Raw genomic sequence first — 23,750 nt, 5'->3', positions numbered from 1 at the left:
AAGGTTGCAGCTTTTCTCGTTTTCAGCCGACCACATTGGTCAATGTGCCGATGGGCTCGATGGAAATGTGAATGATATCGCCTTGTTGTAATGTGAAATCGGATGGGGGGATGATGCCGGTGCCGGTCATAAGGTAAGCGCCGTGCGGGAAAGCCATTTCGAGGAAAAGATAACGGAGTAGTTCGTCGGGCTTGCGTTTCATCTGGGATAATGTCACTTCGCCGCTGAAAACTTCTTCGCCTGAGCGGACAATGGCAATGTCGATCACCGTATTCTCGCCAAGCGGAAATTCCGGCACATACAGGCACGGACCAATGGCTGCGCTTCCCGTATAAGACTTAGCCTGAGGTAGATACAAAGGATTTTCACCTTCAATGCTTCTGGAACTCATATCATTTCCAATGGTGTAACCCACCAATGTTCCGGATGAGGAGGCAAATAATGTGAGTTCGGGCTCGGGCACATCCCAGGTAGAATCCCGGCGGATGCGGACGGTTCCGTGGTTGCCTATAACCCGCCAGGCGGTCGATTTGAAGAAAAGCTCGGGTCTTTCGGCTTCATACACGCGGTCATAAAAACTGCCGCCGCCTGCTTTTTCAGATTCCTCCATGCGGGCCGTGCGGCTTCTGAAATAAGTCACTCCGGACGCCCAAACTTCCTGAGAACCAATCGGCGCGAGGATTTCCGGCATTGGAATATCGTCTGTGAATGTGATCGGAATGAGGCTTTCAATTTGTATTTCGAGCCAATCGTACAGATCATCCCGGTTCACAGCAACGTCCCAGTCGGTTTCATGCAAACGATAAAAAAGATCGTCGCTTTCCAGCAGGATGCCGTTTTCTGTTTTATATAACTTCATAAGAATCGCATTTTGGTTTCGGTTCAATAAGGCTTTTCCCTATTGTCTTTACTGCATAATCTACGATTCTTCGCTGTAATCAGGCTATTTGATCAGATTTTGTCTTTCAGGAATGTGGCTGTGTAATTGTCGTCGATCTTGGCCATTTCCTCAGGCGTTCCGGCAAATGTAAGGTAACCGCCGCCATCGCCGCCTTCGGGACCGAGATCCAGGATCCAGTCGGCGCTTTTGATCACTTCCATATTATGCTCAATAATGATCACGCTATCACCCTGGTCTACCAATGCATTAATGGCTTTCAGAAGCTTCTTAATGTCATGAAAATGCAGACCGGTTGTGGGCTCGTCAAAGATAAAAAGGGTTTTTCCTTTGTTGGAAGAGCCTTTTCCCAGGAACGACGCCAGCTTTACACGCTGCGCTTCCCCACCCGACAATGTGTTCGAAGATTGGCCTAAGCCTACATAACCAAGCCCCACTTCCTGCAAAGGCATCAGCTTTTCAACCAGCTTTGGTTCAGTGGGCTTGAAAAACTCAATGGCTTCATCCACGGTCATATCCAGGATTTCGGCCACGTCTTTATCATGGTAACGCACTTCCTGGATTTCCTGCTTGAATCTTTTGCCATTACAGCCTTCACATTTAAGGTAAATGTCGGCCATAAACTGCATTTCAATCTTCACCTGGCCTTCGCCCTGGCAAATTTCACAGCGCCCGCCATCCACATTAAAAGAGAAATGGGAAGGTTTATAGCTGCGTGCTTTCGACAATGGCAGATCGGCCATCATCTGGCGGATGTAATCGTAAGCTTTAATGTATGTAACGGGGTTAGAACGGGATGACTTTCCAATTGGATTCTGGTCAATCATTTCCACAGCTTCAATGCGGTCAATGCTGCCCGTGAGCTCGTCGAACTTCCCAACTTCCTCGCTGAATTCTCCCTTCATACGCATTAGCGCAGGATAAAGGATTTTACGGATCAATGTTGATTTCCCCGAGCCGCTGACGCCCGTAACGACCGTTAACGTGTTCAGGGGAATGGTAACATCGAGTTCTTTCAGGTTATTTTCCCGTGCGCCTTTGATTTGTAAATGGTGCAGCGACTGACGTCTGATTTTCGGAACCGGAATCGAATCGTTTTCCAGCAGGAAATCCAATGTGTGGGATTGAATGCCGTTTTCGCTGTTTTCGATATAACCATTGTTTTTCAACTCAGAAATATCTTCCCAATTGCCCTGAAAAACAACGTGTCCGCCGCCCGTTCCGGCTTCCGGGCCAATGTCAATGATCTGATCGGCGGCGTGCATAACCTCTTCCTCATGCTCCACAACGATCACGGTATTACCAAGATCGCGCAAAGATTCGAGCACGCCAACCAAACGTTGCGTGTCTCTCGGATGCAAGCCAATGCTCGGCTCATCCAGAATGTACATGGAACCCACCAATGCGCTTCCAAGTGAAGTCGCCAGTTTAATCCGCTGGAATTCACCGCCGGATAATGTGCTCGTAAGCCGGTTTAATGTCAGATAACCCAAGCCTACGCGGATCATATAATCGAGACGCGTTTCAATTTCGGTCAAAACCCGCCTTGCAATCTGCCGGTCATGGTCGCTGATTTCCAGGTTTTTGAAGAAGGCAGAAACATCCTTGATCGGCATTAAAACCAGATCCGTGATCGAAGCGCCACCCAGTTTTACAAATGATGCATCTTTCCGCAAACGCGATCCGCGGCAATCCGGGCAGGTTGTGCGTCCGCGGAAACGCGAAAGCATGACCCGATATTGAATTTTATAGGTCTGCGTTTCCAGTTCAGCGACGAAGTCATTCAGTCCCTGAAAATATTGGTTACCAGTCCAAAGCAGGTCTTTTTGCTCGTTTGAAAGGTCTTTGTAAGGCCTGTGAATGGGGAAATCAAACTTAGCGGCATTGCGGACAAGCGGCGTAAGCCATTCGCCCATTTTTTCGGTCCGCCAGGGAGCAATCGCCCCTTCATATATAGATAAGCCTTTATCGGGAATGACCAGATCTGGATCAATGCCTAATATTTTACCAAAACCCTCACACCTTTTGCAGGCTCCGTAAGGGTTATTGAAACTAAAAAGATTGACCGTAGGCTCTTCAAACGACATGCCGTCCAGCTCAAACTTATCCGAAAAAACCCGGTGCTCGCCATTCAGCACCTGCACAATGCAAATTCCTTCTCCTTCGAAAAAAGCCGTTTGAACAGAATCCGAAAGCCGATATTGCGTGTCTTCATCGTCGTGCTTTATGCCGGCGCGGTCTATTAAGATAAAAACCTGGTTTCCGGCCTGCGGATAATTGTCCGGGTTTTCGAGAATGTCTTCAATAGAAACGACCTCATCATTGAGATAAATTCTATTATAACCTTTTGATAATAAAATTGTTAGCTCCTCTTCCTGCGTGCGTCCCTCGCGAATGTGCAATGGCGCCAGGATCATGACCCGCGTTCCCTCCTCATGGCCAAGCATGAAATTGACCACATCCGTAACCGAGTCTTTCCGCACCAGTTCGCCCGAAATCGGTGAATAAGTGTGCCCTATGCGCGCAAAAAGCAATTTGAGATAATCATAAATCTCCGTCGAGGTCCCCACCGTAGAGCGTGGATTCCGTGTGTTCACCTTTTGCTCAATGGCAATGGCAGGCGAAATTCCTTTGATATACTCCACTTCCGGCTTCTCCATCCGGCCCAGAAACTGCCGCGCATAACTGCTCAAACTTTCAACATACATGCGCTGCCCTTCGGCAAACAATGTATCAAAAGCCAGCGAAGACTTGCCCGAACCGGAAAGGCCCGTGATCACCACGAGCTTGTTCCGTGGAATGGCAACATCAAGATTTTTAAGATTATTAACTCGGGCACCTTTGATCAGAATGTATTGTCTCGGATCCAGATCATCGAATTGGGCAGCTTCAATCCGCGGCACAGGTAATTGCATCATAGGAGAAATCAATGGGATAGCCGGCGCATGTTTGGTCACACACCGATCTTTATATTAACCAAAAGTACATTTATTTAGTTTGGCATTTCAGGGCGGAATCTTCCGATGCGGCCCTGTTACAGCTGGACTGCGTTTGCCTTCAAAAAAGTCATTCCCTTTTGCGCCGCTTCCTCATAAATGGGGTCGGCGACATCTTCGAAATTGGTCACGTTGGACATGCAATCCGTCAGAATGGTCACCTTAGGGGCCAATTCAGGGGAATACTTTAAAATTTGATTGATGCTCGTCGCCACACAATGTGAACGCGCTTCGCCCGCTACGAGAATTTGATCAAATGCGGCAAGCTCGTCCAAAAATGCCTGATCCAGTTCTGTTTCGGGCGCATTAGCAACCGGAACCTGTGCACGAAAGACGCCGAAATGCTCAGTTAAGGGGTTTGTTCCTTTGATAGCCGCCTTATAATCCCGCCCCGTCCGGTGTGTCCAGGCGAGCAATGCGTCCATGATCGTATCGTCCAGTGCAGCGCCTTTGGAGCCGATCAGGCAATGTTCCGCCCAGATGAAATGCATGAATTCTCCTTCGGCTTCCAGCGTTTCCAGATATTGAATCACATAATCGCGTTCGTAGCGCGGCGTCCACTTTCCGGCTTTCACATTGGCAGCCGTAATCCGGGTGAAAGGCGCCACCGTATTTCCATTCGCATCTTCCCAAAACAGCGGATGCGCAATGTCCAGGACTTTATGCGTGTCCAACGTAGCGAAAATGGCGTCGATCTTTTCTCCTTCCAATGCGATCAGTTTTGCGATCCTTTCCACGTCCTGCTCGGCACCGGGCACAAATAGTGCACCTTTTGGATCACAAAAATCAAACTGTGCGTCGATGAGCAATAGTGCTGTCTTTTTCATTTGGGACGATATGGGATTGAGGCCGTTTAATGTTCCAGTTCTTTCGGGATTTCCATCTGGCGCGCATACATTTTGGAACAAAGCGTATAAAGCGAGGCTAGCATGCGATTGGTGTCCTTAATGTAGTCCACGCGATAATCTTCGTCGAGCTTATTATATGCATTCAAAATCACCTGCGCTTTTTTGGCCAGATACAGCGCGCAAGTGTCTGCACGGGAAGAATAGGTTTTCAATATATCCGCATATTGTTCCATGAAAGTGTTCATCAGGAACAAGTTAAGCTCAATGCTCCCGATTTTATCCTTAGTAACCTTCACATGATAAGAAATATCGCCGCTCAGGTTCCGCATATCCATTAAAACCCAGCCGGGCGTATTTTGGTTGGATTTCGAAGTCCTGGTAATGCGGCCGATAATTTCCTCCCGCCGCTCGGGAATGGTGGCGCTGTCTTCGATCAGCTCAAAGTGCAGCCGGTCCGAAAGCATTTTATCCTTCGTGATCAGCCTTAGCAGCAGCTTATCCTTTTCTTTGGCCGGCATTTGGATAATCGCTTTTTTAAGTTGATCGGGTAATGCCATAAAGTAGGTTTAACATACTTAAATTTACAATCCAGGAATACGCGGTTAACTTTATACAACTCAATATTCCTTCGCTTTTTGACAAAAATATCAGATATGCCTAAATATCTTTCTATCAGTTTAAGCATTGCTATCTTTTTGGTCTTCTGTGTGACGCTTTTCTCCAACACGCTCAACATGCCGTCTTTCGACGACTACGACACGACCATCGGATTTATCAAACGCATCTTTTTCGACGATTATACCGCCAAAGGAAAAGTTGAAATCCTGTTTGGAAGACACAATGAGCACCGGATCATCATAACAAGGCTCGCCGCCGCAGCATATTTCAGCGTTTTTCACCAGGTTGATTTTGCCAATCTCGTGTTTTTTCAAAATCTGATGCTGCTTTGCTTTTTCATATTAATGTTGGTGATTATGGACAACAACAGGCTGCTATATGCTGAAAGCATTCTTTTTGCCTCGGTATTTTTGTTCAGTCTGGGGTTTTGGCAGGTTTCCTTTTATTACTGGGCCGGAAGCCAGCATTACGCGGTTTTTCTTTTCTGTTTCCTGAGCCTTTTTTTCCTGAATAAATCACAAAACATTAAAAGCAAGCATTTTTTCCTGGCGGCCCTGCTCGTCATTATCGCGGTTTTTTCTTTTGGAAACGGGTTTCTTGGCTTGCTGCTGGGAGGATTTATGCTGTTGGTTCAAAAGAAATGGCCGCAACTGGTTGCCTGGACGGTCATTTCTGCTGTTTTACTGTGGGTTACATTCGTTCTGGGCGCACAAGTGGTTGTTGAGCGCGACGTTCCTTTCAACTTCAACTGGATGAAAAGCCTGCTCCTGACTTTCCTTGGCAGTTTTGCCTATGTTAACCCGGCCACCAACTCCGATATCAACATTAATTTTTGCATGATCCTGGGTACGACGGTGCTTTTGGTTTGGATATGGTTGTTTTTTAAAGGTTACCCGCGCCGTAATCCGTTGCTATACTGCATGCTTTCCATGCCCATACTCACGGGCTTTGTGATATCCGTTTCAAGGTTTGAGTACCAGGCTTTTGGTGGTGTGGCGCCGCGCTATATGTTTTTCACGGCGACCATTCCGGTGATCCTGATGCTTATTTTTCTTGACCTTAAAATACTGCGCATTCGGCATTTACGGATTCTGGCGTGGGCGGGCGTGCTGCTTTGGGGAGTCGTTTATGTCAATAATAGAAAAGCGCTGAAAGAAATGAACAAGGACCTGGCCCAAAGAGTGATCGCCTGGCAGAGCGATCCCGAAACGCGCCTCATTCATTTCAACGAAGCGAAGCCTTCCTCCGAGGCGCTGCAATGGGCGATCGACAATAATGTGGTGAAGATTCCTGATTTAAATGAATTCCAGGACACAGAAACCGTTCAAAACTGAGGTCGCAGTTGTGGATAGTGTAAATTGACTGCTAACTTGCAGCGTTTTTTAAATTCTTTTGCAGATTTTTTATGATTTCAGTGGCTTTGTGTACTTACAACGGGGCAAAATACTTGTCCGAGCAGTTGAAGAGCATTGCTGATCAGACACTGCCGGTTGATGAGTTGGTTGTTTGTGATGACAGGTCGAAAGATAATACCATTGAAATTATCAAGTCATTTGCCGAAGGAAGCGCTTTTCCGGTTTACATTCATATCAACGAAACGAACCTCGGCTCGACCAAAAATTTCGAGAAATGCCTTTCCCTATGCACGGGTGACATTATTTTCCTTTGCGATCAGGACGACAAATGGCGCCCCGACCGCGTTCAGAAACAGGCGGATTATCTGAATGCACATCCCAATAAAGATGCCGTTTTCTGCGACGCCATGAAAATGGACGACGATTCAAAGCCAGTCGGCAGCACAATCTGGGAGGAAATTGAATTTGATTCAAAAAAACAGAATAAGTGGAAAAATGGCAAAGCGCATGAGATCCTTTTCACAGGTTTTATCGTGACGGGGGCAACATTAGCCATCAGACAATCGTGTCTGGCGCGGTTGATGCCATTTCCAACCAATGTTCCTGACCTCATTCACGACGCCTGGATGGCCATGGTGCTCAGCCTCGAATGTAAAATTGATTTTATTCCCGAAACACTCATTTACTACCGCATTCACGCCAGCCAGCAGGTTGGGTTTGGAAATAAAGTGGACAAAGTTCAGCTCAAAGACCGGCTGAAACGCGACCGCACCAAGAAATTGATCCCATTGAAGGAAAAAGGGGAAAAGTTGCTCGGAATGTACAGGCTTCTGCAGGCCCTCCCTTTTGTGCCGCAGGAAAAACTGGTCAAGCTGGACCTTGCGCAGAAACACTTTTTTAAACGCGCCGCATTGCCTGATAACCGGCTTTTACGCCTGCCCACGGTTGCAAGCCACATCATTCAGGGCCATTATCATTTCAGCAGCAAAGATTGGTGGTTGCCTGCCATGGGCGACTTACTCGAATAAATGATCCGGTTATAGTGAAATCAAGCAAATCAAAATCTTCCGTTGCAGTTGTTATCCCGGTTTATAAATCGGTGATGAATGAGAATGAAAAACTGTCATTGAAGCAATGCATGAAGGTTTTGGGGAATTATCCTGTCAAAATCGTCAAACCGGCAAGCCTGGATTTGAATGCTGTTACAGAGGCATACCCGAACATTGAGCTCGTTAGCTTCGACGACGCATTCTTCAAAGACATTGCAGCCTACAACCGGCTCATGATCTCTATTGATTTTTACAAAACATTTCTTGCCTACGAATACATACTGATCTATCAGCTAGACGCTTACGTTTTCCAGGATTTACTGTTGGCGTGGTGTGCAAAAGGTTTTGATTATGTAGGAGCGCCCTCGCTGCATATGCCTGCGCTTGACGCACTGGGAGCAGGGGCTTACCAGCAATTTGCCGATGCGCTTTCCACGCATCGCGTTGTGTTCAATGGTGGATTATCATTAAGGCGCATTCCGGCTATTATTCGCTATCTGAAAATTTATAATGCAGTTTATCCGGCTTGGGTCGGGAACGAGGATATGCTTTTTTCGCAGGAAGCAACGCGATTAATTCCTATGAAATTGTTTCTTAAACTCCCTTCCTGGCACGAGGCGCTGGGTTTTGCTTTTGAAAAAAGCCCAGCTGCGACATATGAGATCATGCAGCACAAACTGCCTTTCGGATGCCATGCCTGGGAGCGCTATGATCCGCAATTCTGGTCTGCTTTTATCTCTGACAATCAATAAGTTACATTGTTTAACAAATTTTAACAAACTATCAGGAATGTTAGGACGTTCTTGAAGTTAGTTTTAAAAAGTTAAAAATGTAATGTCATGAATTTCAAAGTGCTTTTGGCAGGAGCAGTTGCCATTGTATTTTCATTCAGTCCGGGTTTTGGACAAATCACGAATAACCCCAAGGTTGAGGAGCAGTCTGTGCCATATGTGAAGATCAGGCGTGTAGAACTTACCGATCAGCAGACCATTATCCACTTTCAGTTTGTTGAAAAAAAGGCAGTGCAGGTCCAGCCGCGTAACCTTCCGTTCCCTATTCCCAGGAAACAGCAGCAGCAATTTCAGCAGCCTAATGCCGGCGCCATCTGGCTCGATCCGGAAACCCGCCTTTACAAGCCAGGAGAAATAGATATAAAGTTCAAGTTTATCAAAGCGGACAACATCCCTACTTCGGGATCAAAAGAGATTATGCCCGGCGACACCGTTAATTTCGTGGCTTATTTTGAGCGTCTGGATCCTGGAATTGAGGTTTTTGACTTTTATGAAGGGCGTAGCACGGGTGGAAGCCAGTCGTGGAATTTTTATGGTATCCACATTAAAAACCCGCTGAAAAAGGAAGCGAAAGCCCCGCAGGCAGCCGCAAAAGTAGAAAAGCCAGTTAAAAAGCCCGTTCAGCCCGCACCAAAGCCAAAGGTGGAAGTGAAACAGGAGCCAGCCGAAGAGCCGGTTGCGGTAGAACAGCCAAAAAGTGGTTTGGAAAAAATGAAAGCCGGTAAAATGGCAATAGGCGAGACGATCAGCTTGCCGAATGTATATTTTGAAACATCAAAAGTGGACCTGCTGCCCGAATCATACGAAGAGCTCAACACGCTCGTGGATTTGCTGAAAGAAAGCGAGAGTATGAAGATCCGGGTTGAGGGCCACACGGATAATGTGGGTGACTTTGACAAAAACCTGGACCTGTCCCGAAAAAGAGCAGAATCGGTGCGGAGCTATTTAATTGAAAAAGGCATCGCTGCCGACCGGATCGAGGCGAAAGGCTACGGAGGCACCCGCCCATTGGCAAAAGGCACCTCCGAAGTCGAACGCAGCAAAAACAGACGGGTAGAATTTGTGGTTACCCAAATGTAATGTGCTTATCTCGCCTTGATAATGTTTGTAAACTCCCTGGATTTCAAGGATGCGCCACCTACCAGGCCACCATCGATGTCCGGGGAGCTGAATAATTCGGGAGCGCTTGCTGCTGTAACACTTCCACCGTACAGGATCGAAATTTCTTCCGCAACAGCCTCGCCATATTTAGATGCAATGTGCTGACGCAAAGCCGCGTGCATTTCCTGCGCCTGCTCCGCCGAAGCAGTTAAGCCCGTTCCGATCGCCCAGATCGGCTCGTAAGCGATCACAACTGAAAGCAATTGTTCTTCCGAAAGATGGAAAAGACTTTCTGTGATCTGGTTTTTTACAAATCCGATATAATCTTCATTCTGACGCTGATCCAGCGATTCGCCGCAGCAGAAAATCGGTGAAACGCCATTTTCCAAAGCAGTATTCACTTTGCTGGCCAGAAGCGCATTGTCTTCATTAAAATACTGACGGCGTTCGCTATGTCCGATCAGCACATATTCCACACCGATCGATTGCAGCATTTGTGCCGAAATCTCTCCCGTATATGCACCCGAGACCTTGTCTGAACAGTTTTGTGCAGCCAGGGCAAAATTCGGGGCGCTTTCCAGATATTTTTTGATAGTAGTAAGATAAATGGAAGGAGGGCAAAGGATCACTTTTACATCACCTTGAACCTCATCGTTCGCCATATTAACGAGTTCGGAAGTCAGCGCAACTGCTTCATCCAGAACTTTGTTCATCTTCCAGTTACCTGCAACAATTTTTTTTCGCATGAGAAAATTTTTATTGTGAAAAACGCCTTTTAACGCAACAAAATTACCATAATTTCCTCATTTACATTATTATCCATAAATGTTCTGAAAAATGTCAGAAACTTTGCACATATAAAGATTTTTTTGTGTTTAATTGAGATAAAATGCATTAATTTTACTTAGATAACCGATCGTGCCGATTTCGGCACTTACTGTTCACCGAGGATAATAAAGACAGAGTTAAGCCATTTATAATCAACGTGTTCTATAATGTTTCTACCGGAGTTCAGAACTTAGCATTTTAAAGAAAGGAGGCCACGATGAAAACGTCTAAGTGGTTATTTGTAGCGATCATACTTTTTACGAGCAGCATAGCATTTGCTAAATCAGAAGATGTGCCCCCCGTTTCCGAGGAGAAGTATGGCTACTTTTTGGATAAAAATCACAAATCCACCCGCATCCCTTTTGAGCTGCATTCAAACCTGATCCTTTTGTATGCAAAGATTAACGACACCGACTCCCTCCGCTTTATTCTGGACACGGGAGTAAGTTCCATCATTATCACAGACCCACACATTCTCAAACCCGACAAGCTGCGCCTGACCAGGAAAGTAAACCTGACCGGCGCCGGCGAAGGCAGCAGCATTTCTGCGCATGTGGCAATCGATAACCGGTTTTCCATGGGCCGCCTTAAAGCCAATCACCAGAACATTGTCGTTTTGGAAGATGATTTTTTAAGACTTTCAGAATATGTCGGCGTGCCGGTTCACGGTATTTTTGGCTACGAAATCTTCAACAACTTTGTGGTTACCATCGACTTTTCGAAGAAAGAACTGATATTAATGCGCCCCGATAAATATCGTTATAAGACAAGAAAAGGCGACAAGCACCCGCTGATCATTGAAGATACCAAGCCATTTACAGATGCGGTAACCCTTTTTGCCGACGGCCGCGAGCACCCGATCCGGGTTTTGATCGATACCGGAGCCGGACACGCATTGTTGCTCAATAACACGCCGAAAGAATCATTCAGGCTACCCGAAAAGGTCATCCGGGCGCAGTTGGGACGTGGTTTGAATGGGGTGATCAATGGCAATCTCGGCAGGATAGACCGGCTGCGGCTGGGCCGTTTTACGATGGACAACATTGTGGCGTCGTTTCCGGACAGCATTGCATTTGGTTCGAAACTGCGCGCCGGGCAGTCGCGCCAGGGTAATATTGGCTGTGAACTGCTGCGCCGTTTCAAGGTAACAATGAATTATTCGCAAAGCTATATGGTGCTCAAACCGGTCAGAAGCCGTTTGCGGGAGAAATTTGAGCATGATATGAGCGGAATGGAGATCCGTGCGGAAGGCATCGACCTGCGTTCATACATTGTCAACCACATTGCCGACGATTCACCGGCTCGTAAAGCGGGGCTTCTGGAAGGCGATCAGCTTTTGTTTATAGATGATCATGCAGCTACGGATTTGAATGTCAGTGAGATTTATAAGCTTTTACAGCGTGGCGACGGGCGGAACATTGATTTGCTGGTAAAACGGAAAGGAGATATTTTCTTTACCCAAATTACCCTCAAAAGAATGATTTAGTTTACTTTTAAGCCAAATTCAATTAAATACGCGGCTTAACTTGGAACGCCTCATCGTAACCGAAGACGGTTCACATTCGCTGTATAGTCCACAGTACAATCAGCAATATCATTCATTACAAGGTGCGCTGGTCGAAGCAGAGCACATTTATGTTAATCTCGGTTTGCGTCCGATCCTTGAACAAGCGGAATCTACGGTTTATGTTTTTGAAATGGGTTTTGGAACAGGGTTAAATGCTTTCCTGACCTGGAAACTGGCCGACTTGCTCAAAAAGAATATTTATTACGTCGCAGTAGAAGCCTTTCCCGTTACGCGGGACGAGGCTTTTTCTTTAAACTATGCCGCATTAACCGGCTACTCCGGCTTTATGGACCTGCACGACTGCGCGTGGTCGGCAGAATGCGCGGTTTCTGAAAACTTTATACTGAGGAAAGAACATTCGCGGCTCGAAAATTTTAAGTCAACCGAGAAATTTGATGTTATTTACTATGATGCATTCGATCCCAGAGCGCAGCCTGAATTGTGGACAGCAGAAATATTTTCACAAATAGCAGCCCAAACCCGGCAAGGCGGCGTATTGGTAACATATTCTTCCAAAGGAATTGTGAAACGTGCGTTAAGGGCAGCGGGTTTTGAAGTGCAGCGACACAGAGGACCGGGACGGAAAACCCACGTTTTGAAAGCGATAAAAATTTAAAAATCTAACATATAAATGGATTACGCCAGCATTATTAGCCAGGAATTAAAAGAAGCACAAGCGATTTTAGACCAATTTTTGAATGACCCCGTCCAAATTGAAAAAATAGAAAAAGCAGCGCGGTTAATGGCCGACGCGATTTTGGCAAACGGAAAGATTATCTCCTGCGGAAACGGCGGCTCACATTGTGACGCCATGCATTTTGCGGAAGAACTAACAGGCCGTTACCGTGATAACCGCCGTTCATTGCCCGCCATAGCCATCTCCGATGTAAGCCATTTGAGTTGCGTAAGCAATGATTATGGCTACGAATACGTGTTTTCAAGGTTTATTGAAGGCCTCGGACAACCTGGCGATGTGCTATTCGGACTCAGCACCAGCGGAAATTCTGCGAACATTATCAAAGCCACCGAAGCAGCGCGTGCGAAGGGCATGAAGGTGATCATTATGTCAGGAAAAGATGGCGGGAAACTGGCCGGAGCCGCCGACATTGAAATCCGCGTCCCACACTTTGGCTATGCAGATCGTATTCAGGAAATCCACATCAAGGTGATCCATATTTTTATGCTTTTGATTGAAAAAATGGTTTTGCAGGAATAATAGGCTATATTATCCTGCACACCAACTCCCAGACCCATGAATGTCCGTCCTTCTGCCATTATTTTACAAGATGAGCGCGTGCTCACTTTACGCTATTGCTATGGCGATCAGGAGGTTTACGCATTGCCCGGCGGCAATCCTGATCCCGGCGAAAGTCTGCAAGCCGCACTTGACCGCGAATTGAATGAGGAATTGGGCGTGATGTCGGACATCAATGAGATGGTGATCTGCGGGGAAGTGATCTGGAAAGAGATCGAAAAAGAAACCCTGCACATGATTTTTCATACCAAAATCACAGGAGATCCCAAGTTGAACCCGGTCCATACAACTGCTGAGGAAATGGTTTGGCTTCCCATCCATGAGCTGGATAAGAAATTAATGTATCCCAATGTCGGAAAGCAGATTCAGGACTTTGTTACGATGTTAACCAAATCGGGCCATATCGGCGTTATCGATCAGCCTTATATCAAATAGCGGAAATTCAGATTTTCCATATATTTTCTCTTCATTTCTATAAAAGAGAAACATACCGTACTTTTGCATTTTAAATGGCAGCAGGGTAAATGGAAAACGAAAAGAAGGAGAAATTATCCAACTTCTTATTAAGACGGACGGAGAAGGATGTATTGTCAAGAGGGCGTTCCATTTATAGCAGCGGGGGATTAAAAGTTTCCAAGCTCGACTACAATGGTCCGGGTAATGCCGAATTTAAGGTCAAGAGCGACTATTCTATTCAATTTTACCAAATATATATCCGGGATTTTCTTACGCCGCAGATCACCACCGAGTGTTCTTGCCCGGATAAAAATGGCCTTTGCAAGCACCGCGTGGCCAGCATTCTATACATTCTCGATAAGATGCCGACCATCAAGCAGGTTGTTCATGAAATGAGCAGCACGGTGATCGAACTGGCAGAGATCAAGGAACTTCAACTAAGAAATCTGGTTCTGGAAGATACCTGGAAAAACAGGGAATCGATCCAGAATGTCATTATTGTTTCGGCCAAAGAAGGTGAAGCTCAATGCATTGTGCGCGAAAATGAACAGGACTTTACGGTTGATTTTCAGCGGATCAAGAGCACCAAGCAGATCCATACTTCCTGCACTTGCAATCAGCAACTGTGGGTCCCCTTGTGTCAGCACAAGCTGGCTGCGTTGCTCAAACTGCGGGAGGAGCTCGGCGATCGCGCATTCGAAGTCATGCGTGATCTTACAGTTGAAAAAAACAATCTCCTGGCGGAATACGGCTATTCGCTGGAAGACGACATTAAGGGGAAGTTTGAATTCAAACTTGATGAAGACGGCGGTTTGTATCTGATCAAAGCCGATCCGGCCTTGCAGAAAGTGGGTCCTTACCAGGATTGGCAAACATTAAGGGACCGCATTTTGCCCGCGCAGAACGTTTCTTTCAGTGTGTCGTCGGATAGTCAGCAGGAGGACGAGGACCGGATCTCTATTTTTGTTTTTTGGCCAAAAGGAAAAAATCATTTGCTGGACATTGGTTTCGGTGTTTTTTCGGTCAAATACAGCTCCAAATCGGAGAAGATTACCAACATTAAGAACATTGCGGGCGGATCGAGCCATTACTATTCCGCGGACGAAATCCCTGTTCTGACGGATGCGGATGCGCGCCTCGTGCGCATTGCGAAGCATTGGGAAGAAGGTTTGCAAAAATTCATACGCAAGCAGGGCTGGTCTTACAATGCATATCTGCATTTTGATGACGTGAGTTCAGAGCAGCGTTATGAAGCCAGGAACTACGTTGGGAAGAACCTGAACAGGATTTTCAACGACCTGGATGCCGAGCGCATTTATCTGGCGGACGGCGATTATGTAACAAGCAACAACCAGCTTACGCAGCTGGAACTGCATCGCGAGCCCGTGAAGCTTTTCTTTGTTCTTACTGAGGATAAGGAGTTTATCACATTAAATCCATACGTTGAACTGAAAGCTGGAAGCCCTTTGGAACTACAAAAAGTGGTTTCCCTGGATAGCTTCTGGCTGGGCATTCATAATGAAAAGACACTTTTCCGCTGGGCTGGCATCAGCGAGGCCGAAATGGTCGCTTACCTGGGTCAGACGGGATATAAAATCAGGGTTAGGAAGGAGTTTTCGGAAGAATTTCTGCGGGACTGGATCATTCCGGTTGCCGAGCAGTTTGACGTTATTTTCCAGACGCGGCACGAAGTGCTTTCCCGCCCTTTAACTTTTAGTAAGCCAAGAATTTATCTGAAAGAGGATGATGCTAACTTGTTGATCGTCCCCAATTTTGTTTATCAGGATGAAAACGAGGAAGGCTCCGAGGTTGTCTTCATGCACGACCAGCGTCGGAGCAAAACCGGCTTCGAAGACAATAAGATTACCATGCTGGAACGTGACCTGCCTGCCGAAAATGCAGTCTGGGAATGGTTGAAATCCTTGAATCCGGCTTTTGCGAACCAAACCGGGCAGCCGTTTTTCTATGTTCCCCTGGACCAGGTAATGAAAGGCGGATGGCTTTTCAGCTTTGTAGAGGCAGTTGGCAAAAAGAAATACGAGCTTTTGGGTTTCAAGGATCTGAAAAAAATGCGCTTCAACCCGAACCGCGGAACCGTAAAAGTGAATGCTTCATCGGGGATCGACTGGTTTGATATGACGGTGGAAATCACATTCGGCGACCAGCGGGTTTCCCTGGCGGATGCTAAAAAAGCATTGTTGAAAAAGCAGAATTACGTTCAGTTACAGGACGGTTCGCTGGGTGTCTTGCCCGACGAATGGATCAGCAAGCTGGAACCATTGCTGCAATTCGGTAGGGTGAATGGAGATAAAATCCATTTGTCGAAAATCCACTTCTCACTTATCGACGAACTCGTTTCGGAAACGGATAATGAAGAGGTGTTCCGGGAGCTTCATGAGAAGAAACAAAAACTCCTCAATTTCAAGCAAATCCCTAATGTAGCATTGCCGGAAAATGTGAATGCGACGTTGCGGCAATATCAGGAAGAGGGTTACAAGTGGATCCATTTCCTGGATGAATTTGGCTGGGGTGGATGCCTTGCGGATGATATGGGTTTAGGAAAAACTTTGCAAATGCTTACGTTCCTCCAACAGCAAAAAAACCTGAATCCGCAAAATACGAACCTTGTCGTAGTTCCTACAACACTGATTTTCAACTGGCAGGCCGAGGCTGCAAAATTTACCCCCGACCTAAGCTTGTATGTGCACCGGGGAATGGCGCGCCGGAAAGACATTGATTTTTTCCGTGAATACGACATTATCCTGACCACATACGGCACCATGCGCAGTGATGTGGAGCTGCTTCGGAAATTCGATTTCAATTACATTGTGCTGGATGAAGCGCAGGCTATCAAAAACCCTGATTCGCTCACCTCAAAAGCTTCCCGACTGCTGCACGCCAAGAATCGCCTGACGATGACGGGAACGCCGGTGGAGAACAATACATTTGACCTTTATTCCCAATTTGAATTCCTGAATCCGGGCATGCTGGGCCACGCGGACTTTTTCCGTAGCGAATATGCGACGCCTATCGACAAATATCAGGATAAAGAGAAAGCTGCTGAACTGCGCAAGCTCGTGTATCCATTCATGCTGAAACGCACGAAGGAGGAAGTTGCGACGGATTTACCGGACAAGACGGAAACCATTCTGTTTTGTGAAATGGGTCAGAAGCAGCGAAAAGTGTACGACACATTCCGCGAGAAATACCGGCTGGAAATTGCCGAGAAACTGGCAACAGAAGGGTTAAACAAAAGCAGTTTCCTGATTCTGGAAGCATTGTTAAAACTGAGGCAAATCTGCGATTCGCCTTCGATCTTGTCGGGTGATGAGGATTTCGGCAATGAATCGGCTAAGCTTGAAGAAATTGTAAGAGAGATCGAAGAGAATGCTTCGAATCATAAGATTTTGATTTTCAGCCAGTTTCTTGGAATGCTGGATCTGATCCGCCAGCATTTGGAAAAAGTGAACATTCCTTACGAATATCTGGATGGGCAAACTGTTGATCGCGCAGGCCGTGTAAACCGTTTCCAGAATGACCAGACTTGCCGGGTGTTCCTGATGAGCTTGAAAGCGGGAGGCGTGGGCCTTAACCTCACGGAAGCGGATTATGTTTATCTCGTTGATCCATGGTGGAACCCAGCGGTAGAAAGGCAAGCCATTGACCGGACGCACCGGATAGGGCAGACGCGCAAAGTGTTTGCCTATAAAATGATTTGCAAGGATACGATTGAAGAGAAAATTCTTTTGCTTCAGCAGCGGAAGCAAGACCTAGCGGAAGACCTGGTTGGCGGAGAATCAGGTTTTATCAAAAAATTAAGTCAGGAAGACATTATGGGCCTTTTTAGTTAAGCGCCCATAGTGTCTTTAATTATTAAGCAATTTCGTTCCCGACGAAATGTTAAGCAGGCTGTTGTTCATCAATTTTACCGAACTCACCGACTGCGAAGAACTATCTAAGGAAGTAAAATCAAACAAATCGGATTTTGACAAAATAGTCACCTCTTGCGCTTGGCGTGAGTTGGATAATTCCTGGTTTGCCAATTCACCACTTCTGTCTATTGAGGGAATATTGTACATTTTTTCCACATTCCCACCCGTCATTGCTTTGTAACGTGCCTCTTTTTGTATTACACAAAGTCCTAGTAAAAAGGTGGCTATGAGCAACGTATGTTTATTTTTCATATTTAAGATGTCTATTTTTTAAGGGTCCTTTTCAGACAACTACAACACAAAGAGCAATTTTCGCTCCAGATGGTTGTAACCGTTAAAAAATTATTTTAGTACAAAAAAGTGCCTTATCATTATGTAAAGGCATTTTTTAACTATTTCAATATATTACGACACAATGGCCGTGAACTCGATTTCAATTAAATATTCCGGCGCAACGAGTTTGCTGATCTCGTAAATCCCCGTAGCGGGCTTGATATCCCTGAAAAAAGCGCCGTGTGCTCTTGCTATATCGTCAAACAGGCTGATGTCCGTGGTAAAAATGCGTGTTCTCACAACATCATTTAAACTGGCTCCGGCTTCCTGCAGAACCTTTTCGATTCTTTCAATAATGTTATTCGTTTGAGCAAAAGCATCGTCTGCCTTTACTTTTTCTCCGTCAACGATGGCAACAGTGCCTGCAACTTCTATAATGTTACCGATGCGCACCGCGCGGCAGTATCCCATTTTGTCTTCCCAGGGAGAACCAGATAGTATATTTTGTCTTGACATGGCGTTGATAGTATAATGATGTAAATATAAAACTTAATTCCGTGATTCCTCGAAAAGTGCAAGTGCGAGCCGGATCTGTCCGTAGTCGAATTGCTCATTAAGCAGCTCGAAAAGGGGTTTGAGTGGATCGTTTTTTCCAACCTGAATTTCCTGTGCAGCTTGAATTATCGTATTATATGCCTGATTATCAATAAGTCCTCGTAAATCAATGTTGTGGCCATCTTCTTTCAGCTTAATTAAATGTGAAATAATGGTGACTGTACTGAGATCACGTTTTTCTGCAATTATTTTTAAAGAGTAACCTTCCTGATACAAATCGAGTGTTTCTACATAGGTCATTCCCTTTACCACACGTGTTCCGGGCTTCGTATTTTCCCTAGCAAAGGCCAGAATTTCGTTAATGAATGTTTCGCCATAACGACGGAATTTCTCTGCACCAATCCCTGAAACGGCTTTCATCTGCGCCTCCGAAATTGGCTTTTTCTGCGCCATCTCTGAAAGCGTTGCATCGCTGAAAACGACATAAGGCGGAACGCCCAGCGCGTCGGCCATTTGCTTTCTTAATATGCGCAGGCGTTCGAACAATGCATCGCGAATGATTTCCTGCTTCGGTTTTTCTTTCGGAACCAGCGCTTCTTCCTTGGCTTTGCGTTCGGAAATCGGAATGAATTTCACGAGCTCTACTTTGCGTTCGCCTTTCAAAACCTGCTTGCTCACCGGATTTAGTTTGAATGAATGTGCTTCGTCGTACGCAATATCCATCACGCCGGAGTTCAGCAGCTGGCCAATGTATTCCGCCCATTCTTCCCCGCGAAGCTCGTTACCGACGCCAAAGGTGGGAAGCCGGTCGTAGCCGTGTTGCAGAATGTTGCGGTTACGGCTGCCCCGCAAAATATCGATCAGCATCCCCATCGCTATTTTCTGGTCGGTGCGCGCAATGCCGGAAAGGGCTTTCTGGGCGATAACGGTGGCATCGAACCGCGTTCTTGGGTTTCTGCACACATCGCAGTTTCCGCAGTCGTAATCCACGGCTTCATTGAAATAGCTGAGTAAGATGCGCCTCCGGCAAATGTCCGCTTCCGCATATTGCTTCATCCGGTTCAGTTTGGCGTGCAAAAGCTCTTTCTGCTCGGCAGATTGATCCGAATTGTTGATCATATCCTGCCTGGTAATGATATCCAGGAAGCTGTAAAAAAGCACGGTGTCCGAAGGGGAACCATCACGCCCTGCCCGCCCGATTTCCTGGTAAAAGCTTTCTACATTTGAAGGCAAGTTGTAGTGAATAACCCAGCGCACATTGGATTTGTCAATCCCCATTCCGAAGGCAATGGTGGCTACAATCACCTGAATGTCATCTTTCAGAAATTGCTCTTGTACGCGAGAGCGTTTATCCGGCGCCAGACCTGCGTGATAATATTCGGCTTTGAAACCGGCATTTTTCAGGCTCGCCGCCACCGTTTCGGTTCCTTTACGGCTCAGACAGTAAATGATGCCGGCCTGTCCCTCGTGTTTTTTCAGAAACTCCTGGATTTGCTGCATGCGTTTTCTACCCGGAAGCACGCTCAGGTTGAGGTTGGGCCGGTCGAAACTAGCGATGAATGTTTCGGCAGATTCAATGTTCAGCTGTTTCAGAATGTCCCGGCGTGTCACGCGGTCGGCGGTTGCTGTTAATGCAATGACCGGAATGTCAGGAAAGCGCATTTTTAAAGTGTTCAGCTGGCGATATTCCGGGCGGAAATCGTGGCCCCAGGACGAAATACAGTGCGATTCGTCCACAGCAAACAACTTTACATTCCACTCGCGTAAAAAATCAAATGTATTTCCCGAAAAAAGGCGTTCGGGTGCAATGTATAGCAATTTCAATTCGCCTGTTTTTGCTTGCCACATCACGCTATCCTGCTCAGCGCCAGAAAGGGATGAATTCAAAAACGCCGCATTCACCCCGTTCCCCCGCAATGCTTCCACCTGATCCTTCATCAACGCGATTAAGGGTGAGATAACAACGGTCAGGCCGTCTTTGAGTATGGCGGGAATCTGGAAACAGACTGACTTTCCGCCGCCGGTCGGCATGAGGACGAGGCAATCTTTGCCTGCCATGACGGTGTCGATGATTTCGGCTTGCTGCGGTCGGAAGGAGTCGTAACCAAAATATTTTTTAAGTGCTTCTAGTTTGTTGTCTTGCATCGGATCTTGAAAAAGAGGTCAAATTTTGGGATTAATTACGGGCAATCAAAAACATTTAATCAAAACTGATACATTACCTGGGCCTTTAACTCGCTGCGTTTGGCACCCTGAATTTCATTCAGGCCGGAGCTGATTTTGTCCAGATTTGCATAGCGCGTTTGTGACCACCTGAGCCACAGCTTCATATTTTTGGAAACGGCATAACGCGCCATGAGATAATGCCGGGTGCCGGCGTCGTAATATGCGGGAATGGAGAAGGCGTAAAGCATATCTTTTTCATACACATATTGTCTGCTGTCATAATCATCCGTTTTGAAATAGGCCAGGCGGGCACTCAGTTCCAGCCTTGGAAATTGCCAGCTTACGTCTTGTAAAAGGGTGAAACCATTTGATTTTGAAATCTTTATATAGGCCAGATTGCCGCTTTGCAAACGGGTTTTGAGCGAGAAGCGAAGTGGTTTCTCATATTCGACGTTGATCGTTGCCGTTTTGCGGATTGTGGAAACGAGCCCATCTTCGTTCCCGCTATCTGACGGCGCATTGCGCTGTTTTTTCTTCTGGTGATATAAAGCGTAAGCATTAAATCGCTTGTTAGGCTTCCAGAGAATGTGGACATAATAATCGTAACCTTTCGAAGGCGCGTCTACCAGATATTTCAGCCACGGAAATTTGAAATAATCATAATATGCACTCAGCTTCCAACGCCGGTTCGGTGCGTAACGAAAACCCGCATAACCGCCCGTTTCATTAATCGGTCGCGTGGCTTCTGCAATGGCATTTCCGTAGAATGTTTGAAAATCGCAGTCGTAATGACGGCCTAACATGCTGAGATCAAACTTTTTGCCCAATGCTGCTATTAAGCCTGCAATGGCTCCGTAACCTCCGCTTTTCGAGCGTGCCGCTTCTCCGAAAAAATGAAAGTTTTGCCATCGGTAATCACCATGCAGGCCAACAACAAGATTGTGTTTTCCGGAAAATTCATAGCGGTTGTAAGCCGTATTCCGCTTCTGTAATTTGATGTCATAACCCGTATTCAGCCATGTGAAGCCAAGCTGGCCAGCTTTGGAAGGCAGCTTAAAGAGCAAATGCATCCCGATATTTTGTTCCAAAAGATTATTATGCTTGTCCCGCTCGCCGGCTGTCCGATGGTAACCGGTGACGGGTAAGGAGCTGGCTATGTGCTCACGATCGTCTTTCGCGTCATTAACAGTTGCATCTCTTTTGGTATAAGAGTAAAATGTTGTTAGCTCAAAATGCTTTGACAATGAAAACGTCGCTGCGGCTCCCCGAAAAAAGTTGGATTCCAATGCAGAAGTGTAAGGTTTTAAGCCTAATGTGCTTCTGTATGTGGAGCTGATGACCTCTGCACCTTTGCCCAGCGAAAATCCCGCGGCCATTACGAGTCCTTGCCCAGCCTGCATTTGATAATCCCCAATGATCAGGTTTTTGATCTTTCCCTGGTTCATAATCTGTACATGAAATGAGGAAAAATCTGAGCCGAGAATTTGCCGTTTTGCATTCCAGTTCCACCAAACTTCGCCCGCATCTTTCTCCATAGCGAAGCCGTAACTGTAAACTCCCGCGCGGGAATTTCTGTATTTCAAATATCCGTAAACTGGTTTTCCGTTATATCTTGAAGCCGTAGATCCGGAATCAGCAGGAAGGAAGCCTTTTTGTTTTTCCAGTAATTTTCCGGACCGGACGATCAGGAAATGTTGCGAAGGGTTTTTCAGCGACTCAGCCAGGGACAATGTGCGCGAATGGACCGTCACAAAAGGCAGTAACCGATAGATGGCGACCAGATCAAAATCAGGAATGGCTTGTAGTTCGTAAAGGGAAATGAGCGGGCCGAGTTGCTCGCGGTATTTGAAAAAGGAATTTAACTGTTTTTCTGAAAGGAGCATTAAAGCCGCCAATTCGTCACGGGTTGCCTTATTAATGTCTATCGGATCAGCATATAATGCGAAAAGCGATTCGTAGAGTTCGCTGTAATCAGCCTCTTCGGAAGGATCGGCGATCAGGTTTTGGATGAAGGCATCAATGTCAATCTCCCTGCGCGGCGGCTCCTGGGCAAAAAGGTTTTTGGGACTCAATAAAAAAATGAGCGTAAGGACAATGCATGGCAGAACCGCCCGATCCCGGATTTTTGACCTAAAAGCGTATGTTAATGTATTTAGTTTAATCATACGCTTTTGGTTTTAGTGAAAGGTTAAAAGGCTTTTAAACTCAAATCCAGACTCCTTGCCTGGTGTGTTAATGCGCCGCTGGAAATGCCATCAATGCCGGTTTCCGCCACCGCGCGCAATGTTTTTTCCGTAATATTTCCCGATGCTTCCGTTTCGTACCGTCCGCCAATGCGTTTTACGGCCTCGCGCAGGTCATCGAGTGAAAAATTATCCAGCATAATAATGTCGACCATCCCCACACGCAGCACTTCGTCGACTTCTTTGAGATTTCTGGTCTCTATTTCAATTTTCAGGTTTTTACCCAATTTTTGCCTGTAAGCACTCGCGCGCAAAATGGCCGGTTCAATGCCTCCTGCATAATCCACATGGTTGTCTTTCAACATGATCATGTCGTACAAGCCCATCCTGTGATTTACCGCACCGCCGATTTTTACAGCTAATTTTTCGAAAACGCGAAAATTAGGTGTCGTTTTTCTGGTGTCGAGCAGCTTTACGGGCAAGTCTTTGATCAGATCCGACATCTGGCGGGCGTAGGTTGCAATGCCGCTCATGCGCTGCATTGTGTTGAGAACCAGCCGTTCAGCTTTGAGGATCAATCGTGCATTCCCTTCAACGGTAAATACCACATCCTTGCTTTTGACGTAAGTTCCGTCAAGAAGTAACACATTTATTTTTAGGGGGGGGTAATTATAGGCTGCGGCCGTCTCGTCAAAAATGATCTGGGCCACCTCAACGCCCGCCAGAATTCCATCCTGTTTCACAAGTAATTGTGCGCGCTTGGTCGCATTTTCTGGCACGCAGGAGAGGGAAGAATGATCGCCGTCGCCAATATCTTCCAGCAAAGCAAGCCGAATCAGATCGCGAAGTTCATGGGGATTGGTTTCCATATTACTTATG

General features: G+C 46.4%; 19 protein-coding genes. 9 read left to right on the top strand and 10 right to left on the bottom strand.

What is annotated here, in order from left to right; genetic code table 11:
- Nucleotides 1–22: 22 nt before the first annotated feature.
- The 4 genes from NFI80_RS18160 to NFI80_RS18145 form a co-directional block, all read right to left on the bottom strand.
- Nucleotides 23–859 (bottom strand): fumarylacetoacetate hydrolase family protein, encoded by an 837-nt coding sequence (locus NFI80_RS18160; RefSeq protein ID WP_235165666.1) that lies wholly within the window; start codon nucleotides 857–859, stop codon nucleotides 23–25.
- Between the two features lie 92 nt (nucleotides 860–951).
- Nucleotides 952–3,816 (bottom strand): excinuclease ABC subunit UvrA, encoded by a 2,865-nt coding sequence (uvrA, locus tag NFI80_RS18155; RefSeq protein ID WP_235165661.1) that lies wholly within the window; start codon nucleotides 3,814–3,816, stop codon nucleotides 952–954.
- Between the two features lie 116 nt (nucleotides 3,817–3,932).
- Nucleotides 3,933–4,721 carry a cysteine hydrolase family protein gene (locus NFI80_RS18150; protein WP_235165660.1) on the bottom strand — a complete coding sequence of 263 codons (789 nt, stop codon included), beginning with the start codon at nucleotides 4,719–4,721 and terminating at the stop codon, nucleotides 3,933–3,935.
- A 26-nt stretch (nucleotides 4,722–4,747) separates the two neighbouring features.
- On the bottom strand, nucleotides 4,748–5,299 hold the full coding sequence (locus NFI80_RS18145) for a hypothetical protein (protein ID WP_235165659.1): 552 nt from the start codon (nucleotides 5,297–5,299) through the stop codon (nucleotides 4,748–4,750).
- A 96-nt stretch (nucleotides 5,300–5,395) separates the two neighbouring features.
- On the opposite strand from NFI80_RS18145, the gene NFI80_RS18140 reads away from it, so the two are divergent.
- The 4 genes from NFI80_RS18140 to NFI80_RS18125 all read left to right on the top strand — a co-directional run bounded on the left by NFI80_RS18140 (nucleotide 5,396) and on the right by NFI80_RS18125 (nucleotide 9,635).
- Complete coding sequence (locus NFI80_RS18140; RefSeq protein WP_235165658.1) at nucleotides 5,396–6,694, top strand: hypothetical protein; 1,299 nt, start codon at nucleotides 5,396–5,398, stop codon at nucleotides 6,692–6,694.
- Nucleotides 6,695–6,765: 71 nt separating this feature from the next.
- Nucleotides 6,766–7,743 carry a glycosyltransferase family 2 protein gene (locus NFI80_RS18135; RefSeq protein ID WP_235165657.1) on the top strand — a complete coding sequence of 326 codons (978 nt, stop codon included), beginning with the start codon at nucleotides 6,766–6,768 and terminating at the stop codon, nucleotides 7,741–7,743.
- A gap of 14 nt (nucleotides 7,744–7,757) precedes the next feature.
- Nucleotides 7,758–8,516, top strand: a complete 759-nt coding sequence (locus NFI80_RS18130) for a DUF5672 family protein (RefSeq protein ID WP_235165655.1) — start codon at nucleotides 7,758–7,760, stop codon at nucleotides 8,514–8,516.
- Between the two features lie 87 nt (nucleotides 8,517–8,603).
- Nucleotides 8,604–9,635, top strand: a complete 1,032-nt coding sequence (locus NFI80_RS18125; RefSeq protein WP_235165653.1) for an OmpA family protein — start codon at nucleotides 8,604–8,606, stop codon at nucleotides 9,633–9,635.
- A 5-nt stretch (nucleotides 9,636–9,640) separates the two neighbouring features.
- Here the strand turns inward: NFI80_RS18125 and tpiA are convergent, their stop codons facing one another.
- Nucleotides 9,641–10,402: a triose-phosphate isomerase gene (gene tpiA / locus NFI80_RS18120; protein WP_233794685.1), complete on the bottom strand. Its 762-nt coding sequence runs from the start codon at nucleotides 10,400–10,402 to the stop codon at nucleotides 9,641–9,643.
- A gap of 299 nt (nucleotides 10,403–10,701) precedes the next feature.
- On the opposite strand from tpiA, the gene NFI80_RS18115 reads away from it, so the two are divergent.
- The 5 genes from NFI80_RS18115 (at nucleotide 10,702) to NFI80_RS18095 (ending at nucleotide 17,613) form a co-directional block, all read left to right on the top strand.
- Nucleotides 10,702–11,970 (top strand): aspartyl protease family protein, encoded by a 1,269-nt coding sequence (locus NFI80_RS18115; RefSeq protein ID WP_233794686.1) that lies wholly within the window; start codon nucleotides 10,702–10,704, stop codon nucleotides 11,968–11,970.
- 40 nt (nucleotides 11,971–12,010) lie between these two features.
- Nucleotides 12,011–12,667, top strand: a complete 657-nt coding sequence (mnmC2, locus tag NFI80_RS18110; protein WP_235165652.1) for a tRNA (5-methylaminomethyl-2-thiouridine)(34)-methyltransferase MnmC2 — start codon at nucleotides 12,011–12,013, stop codon at nucleotides 12,665–12,667.
- 15 nt (nucleotides 12,668–12,682) lie between these two features.
- Nucleotides 12,683–13,267, top strand: a complete 585-nt coding sequence (gene lpcA / locus NFI80_RS18105; protein WP_235165650.1) for a D-sedoheptulose 7-phosphate isomerase — start codon at nucleotides 12,683–12,685, stop codon at nucleotides 13,265–13,267.
- A 36-nt stretch (nucleotides 13,268–13,303) separates the two neighbouring features.
- Entirely contained in the window at nucleotides 13,304–13,741 is a 438-nt protein-coding gene (locus tag NFI80_RS18100) for an NUDIX domain-containing protein (protein ID WP_235161848.1), read from the top strand.
- Between the two features lie 89 nt (nucleotides 13,742–13,830).
- Nucleotides 13,831–17,613 carry a DEAD/DEAH box helicase gene (locus NFI80_RS18095; RefSeq protein ID WP_235165649.1) on the top strand — a complete coding sequence of 1,261 codons (3,783 nt, stop codon included), beginning with the start codon at nucleotides 13,831–13,833 and terminating at the stop codon, nucleotides 17,611–17,613.
- A 15-nt stretch (nucleotides 17,614–17,628) separates the two neighbouring features.
- Here the strand turns inward: NFI80_RS18095 and NFI80_RS18090 are convergent, their stop codons facing one another.
- The 5 genes from NFI80_RS18090 to nadC all read right to left on the bottom strand — a co-directional run bounded on the left by NFI80_RS18090 (nucleotide 17,629) and on the right by nadC (nucleotide 23,740).
- Nucleotides 17,629–17,946 (bottom strand): hypothetical protein, encoded by a 318-nt coding sequence (locus tag NFI80_RS18090; protein WP_233794691.1) that lies wholly within the window; start codon nucleotides 17,944–17,946, stop codon nucleotides 17,629–17,631.
- A 153-nt stretch (nucleotides 17,947–18,099) separates the two neighbouring features.
- The gene (locus NFI80_RS18085; protein WP_235161845.1) at nucleotides 18,100–18,483 is read right to left on the bottom strand and encodes a RidA family protein; all 384 of its coding nucleotides are present in this window, start codon (nucleotides 18,481–18,483) and stop codon (nucleotides 18,100–18,102) included.
- A 33-nt stretch (nucleotides 18,484–18,516) separates the two neighbouring features.
- Nucleotides 18,517–20,667 carry a DNA helicase RecQ gene (recQ, locus tag NFI80_RS18080; RefSeq protein ID WP_235165640.1) on the bottom strand — a complete coding sequence of 717 codons (2,151 nt, stop codon included), beginning with the start codon at nucleotides 20,665–20,667 and terminating at the stop codon, nucleotides 18,517–18,519.
- Between the two features lie 59 nt (nucleotides 20,668–20,726).
- Nucleotides 20,727–22,853, bottom strand: coding sequence for a helix-hairpin-helix domain-containing protein (locus NFI80_RS18075; protein ID WP_235165638.1), 2,127 nt, complete (start codon nucleotides 22,851–22,853; stop codon nucleotides 20,727–20,729).
- Nucleotides 22,854–22,876: 23 nt separating this feature from the next.
- Nucleotides 22,877–23,740: a carboxylating nicotinate-nucleotide diphosphorylase gene (gene nadC / locus NFI80_RS18070; RefSeq protein WP_235161842.1), complete on the bottom strand. Its 864-nt coding sequence runs from the start codon at nucleotides 23,738–23,740 to the stop codon at nucleotides 22,877–22,879.
- Between the last annotated feature and the right edge of the window lie 10 nt (nucleotides 23,741–23,750).

It is taken from the genome of Dyadobacter chenhuakuii (assembly GCF_023821985.2).
Taxonomy (GTDB): Bacteria; Bacteroidota; Bacteroidia; order Cytophagales; family Spirosomataceae; genus Dyadobacter; species Dyadobacter chenhuakuii.
Note: the sequence above shows the minus strand (reverse complement) of the source record. Positions and strands in the feature narration are given on the sequence as shown.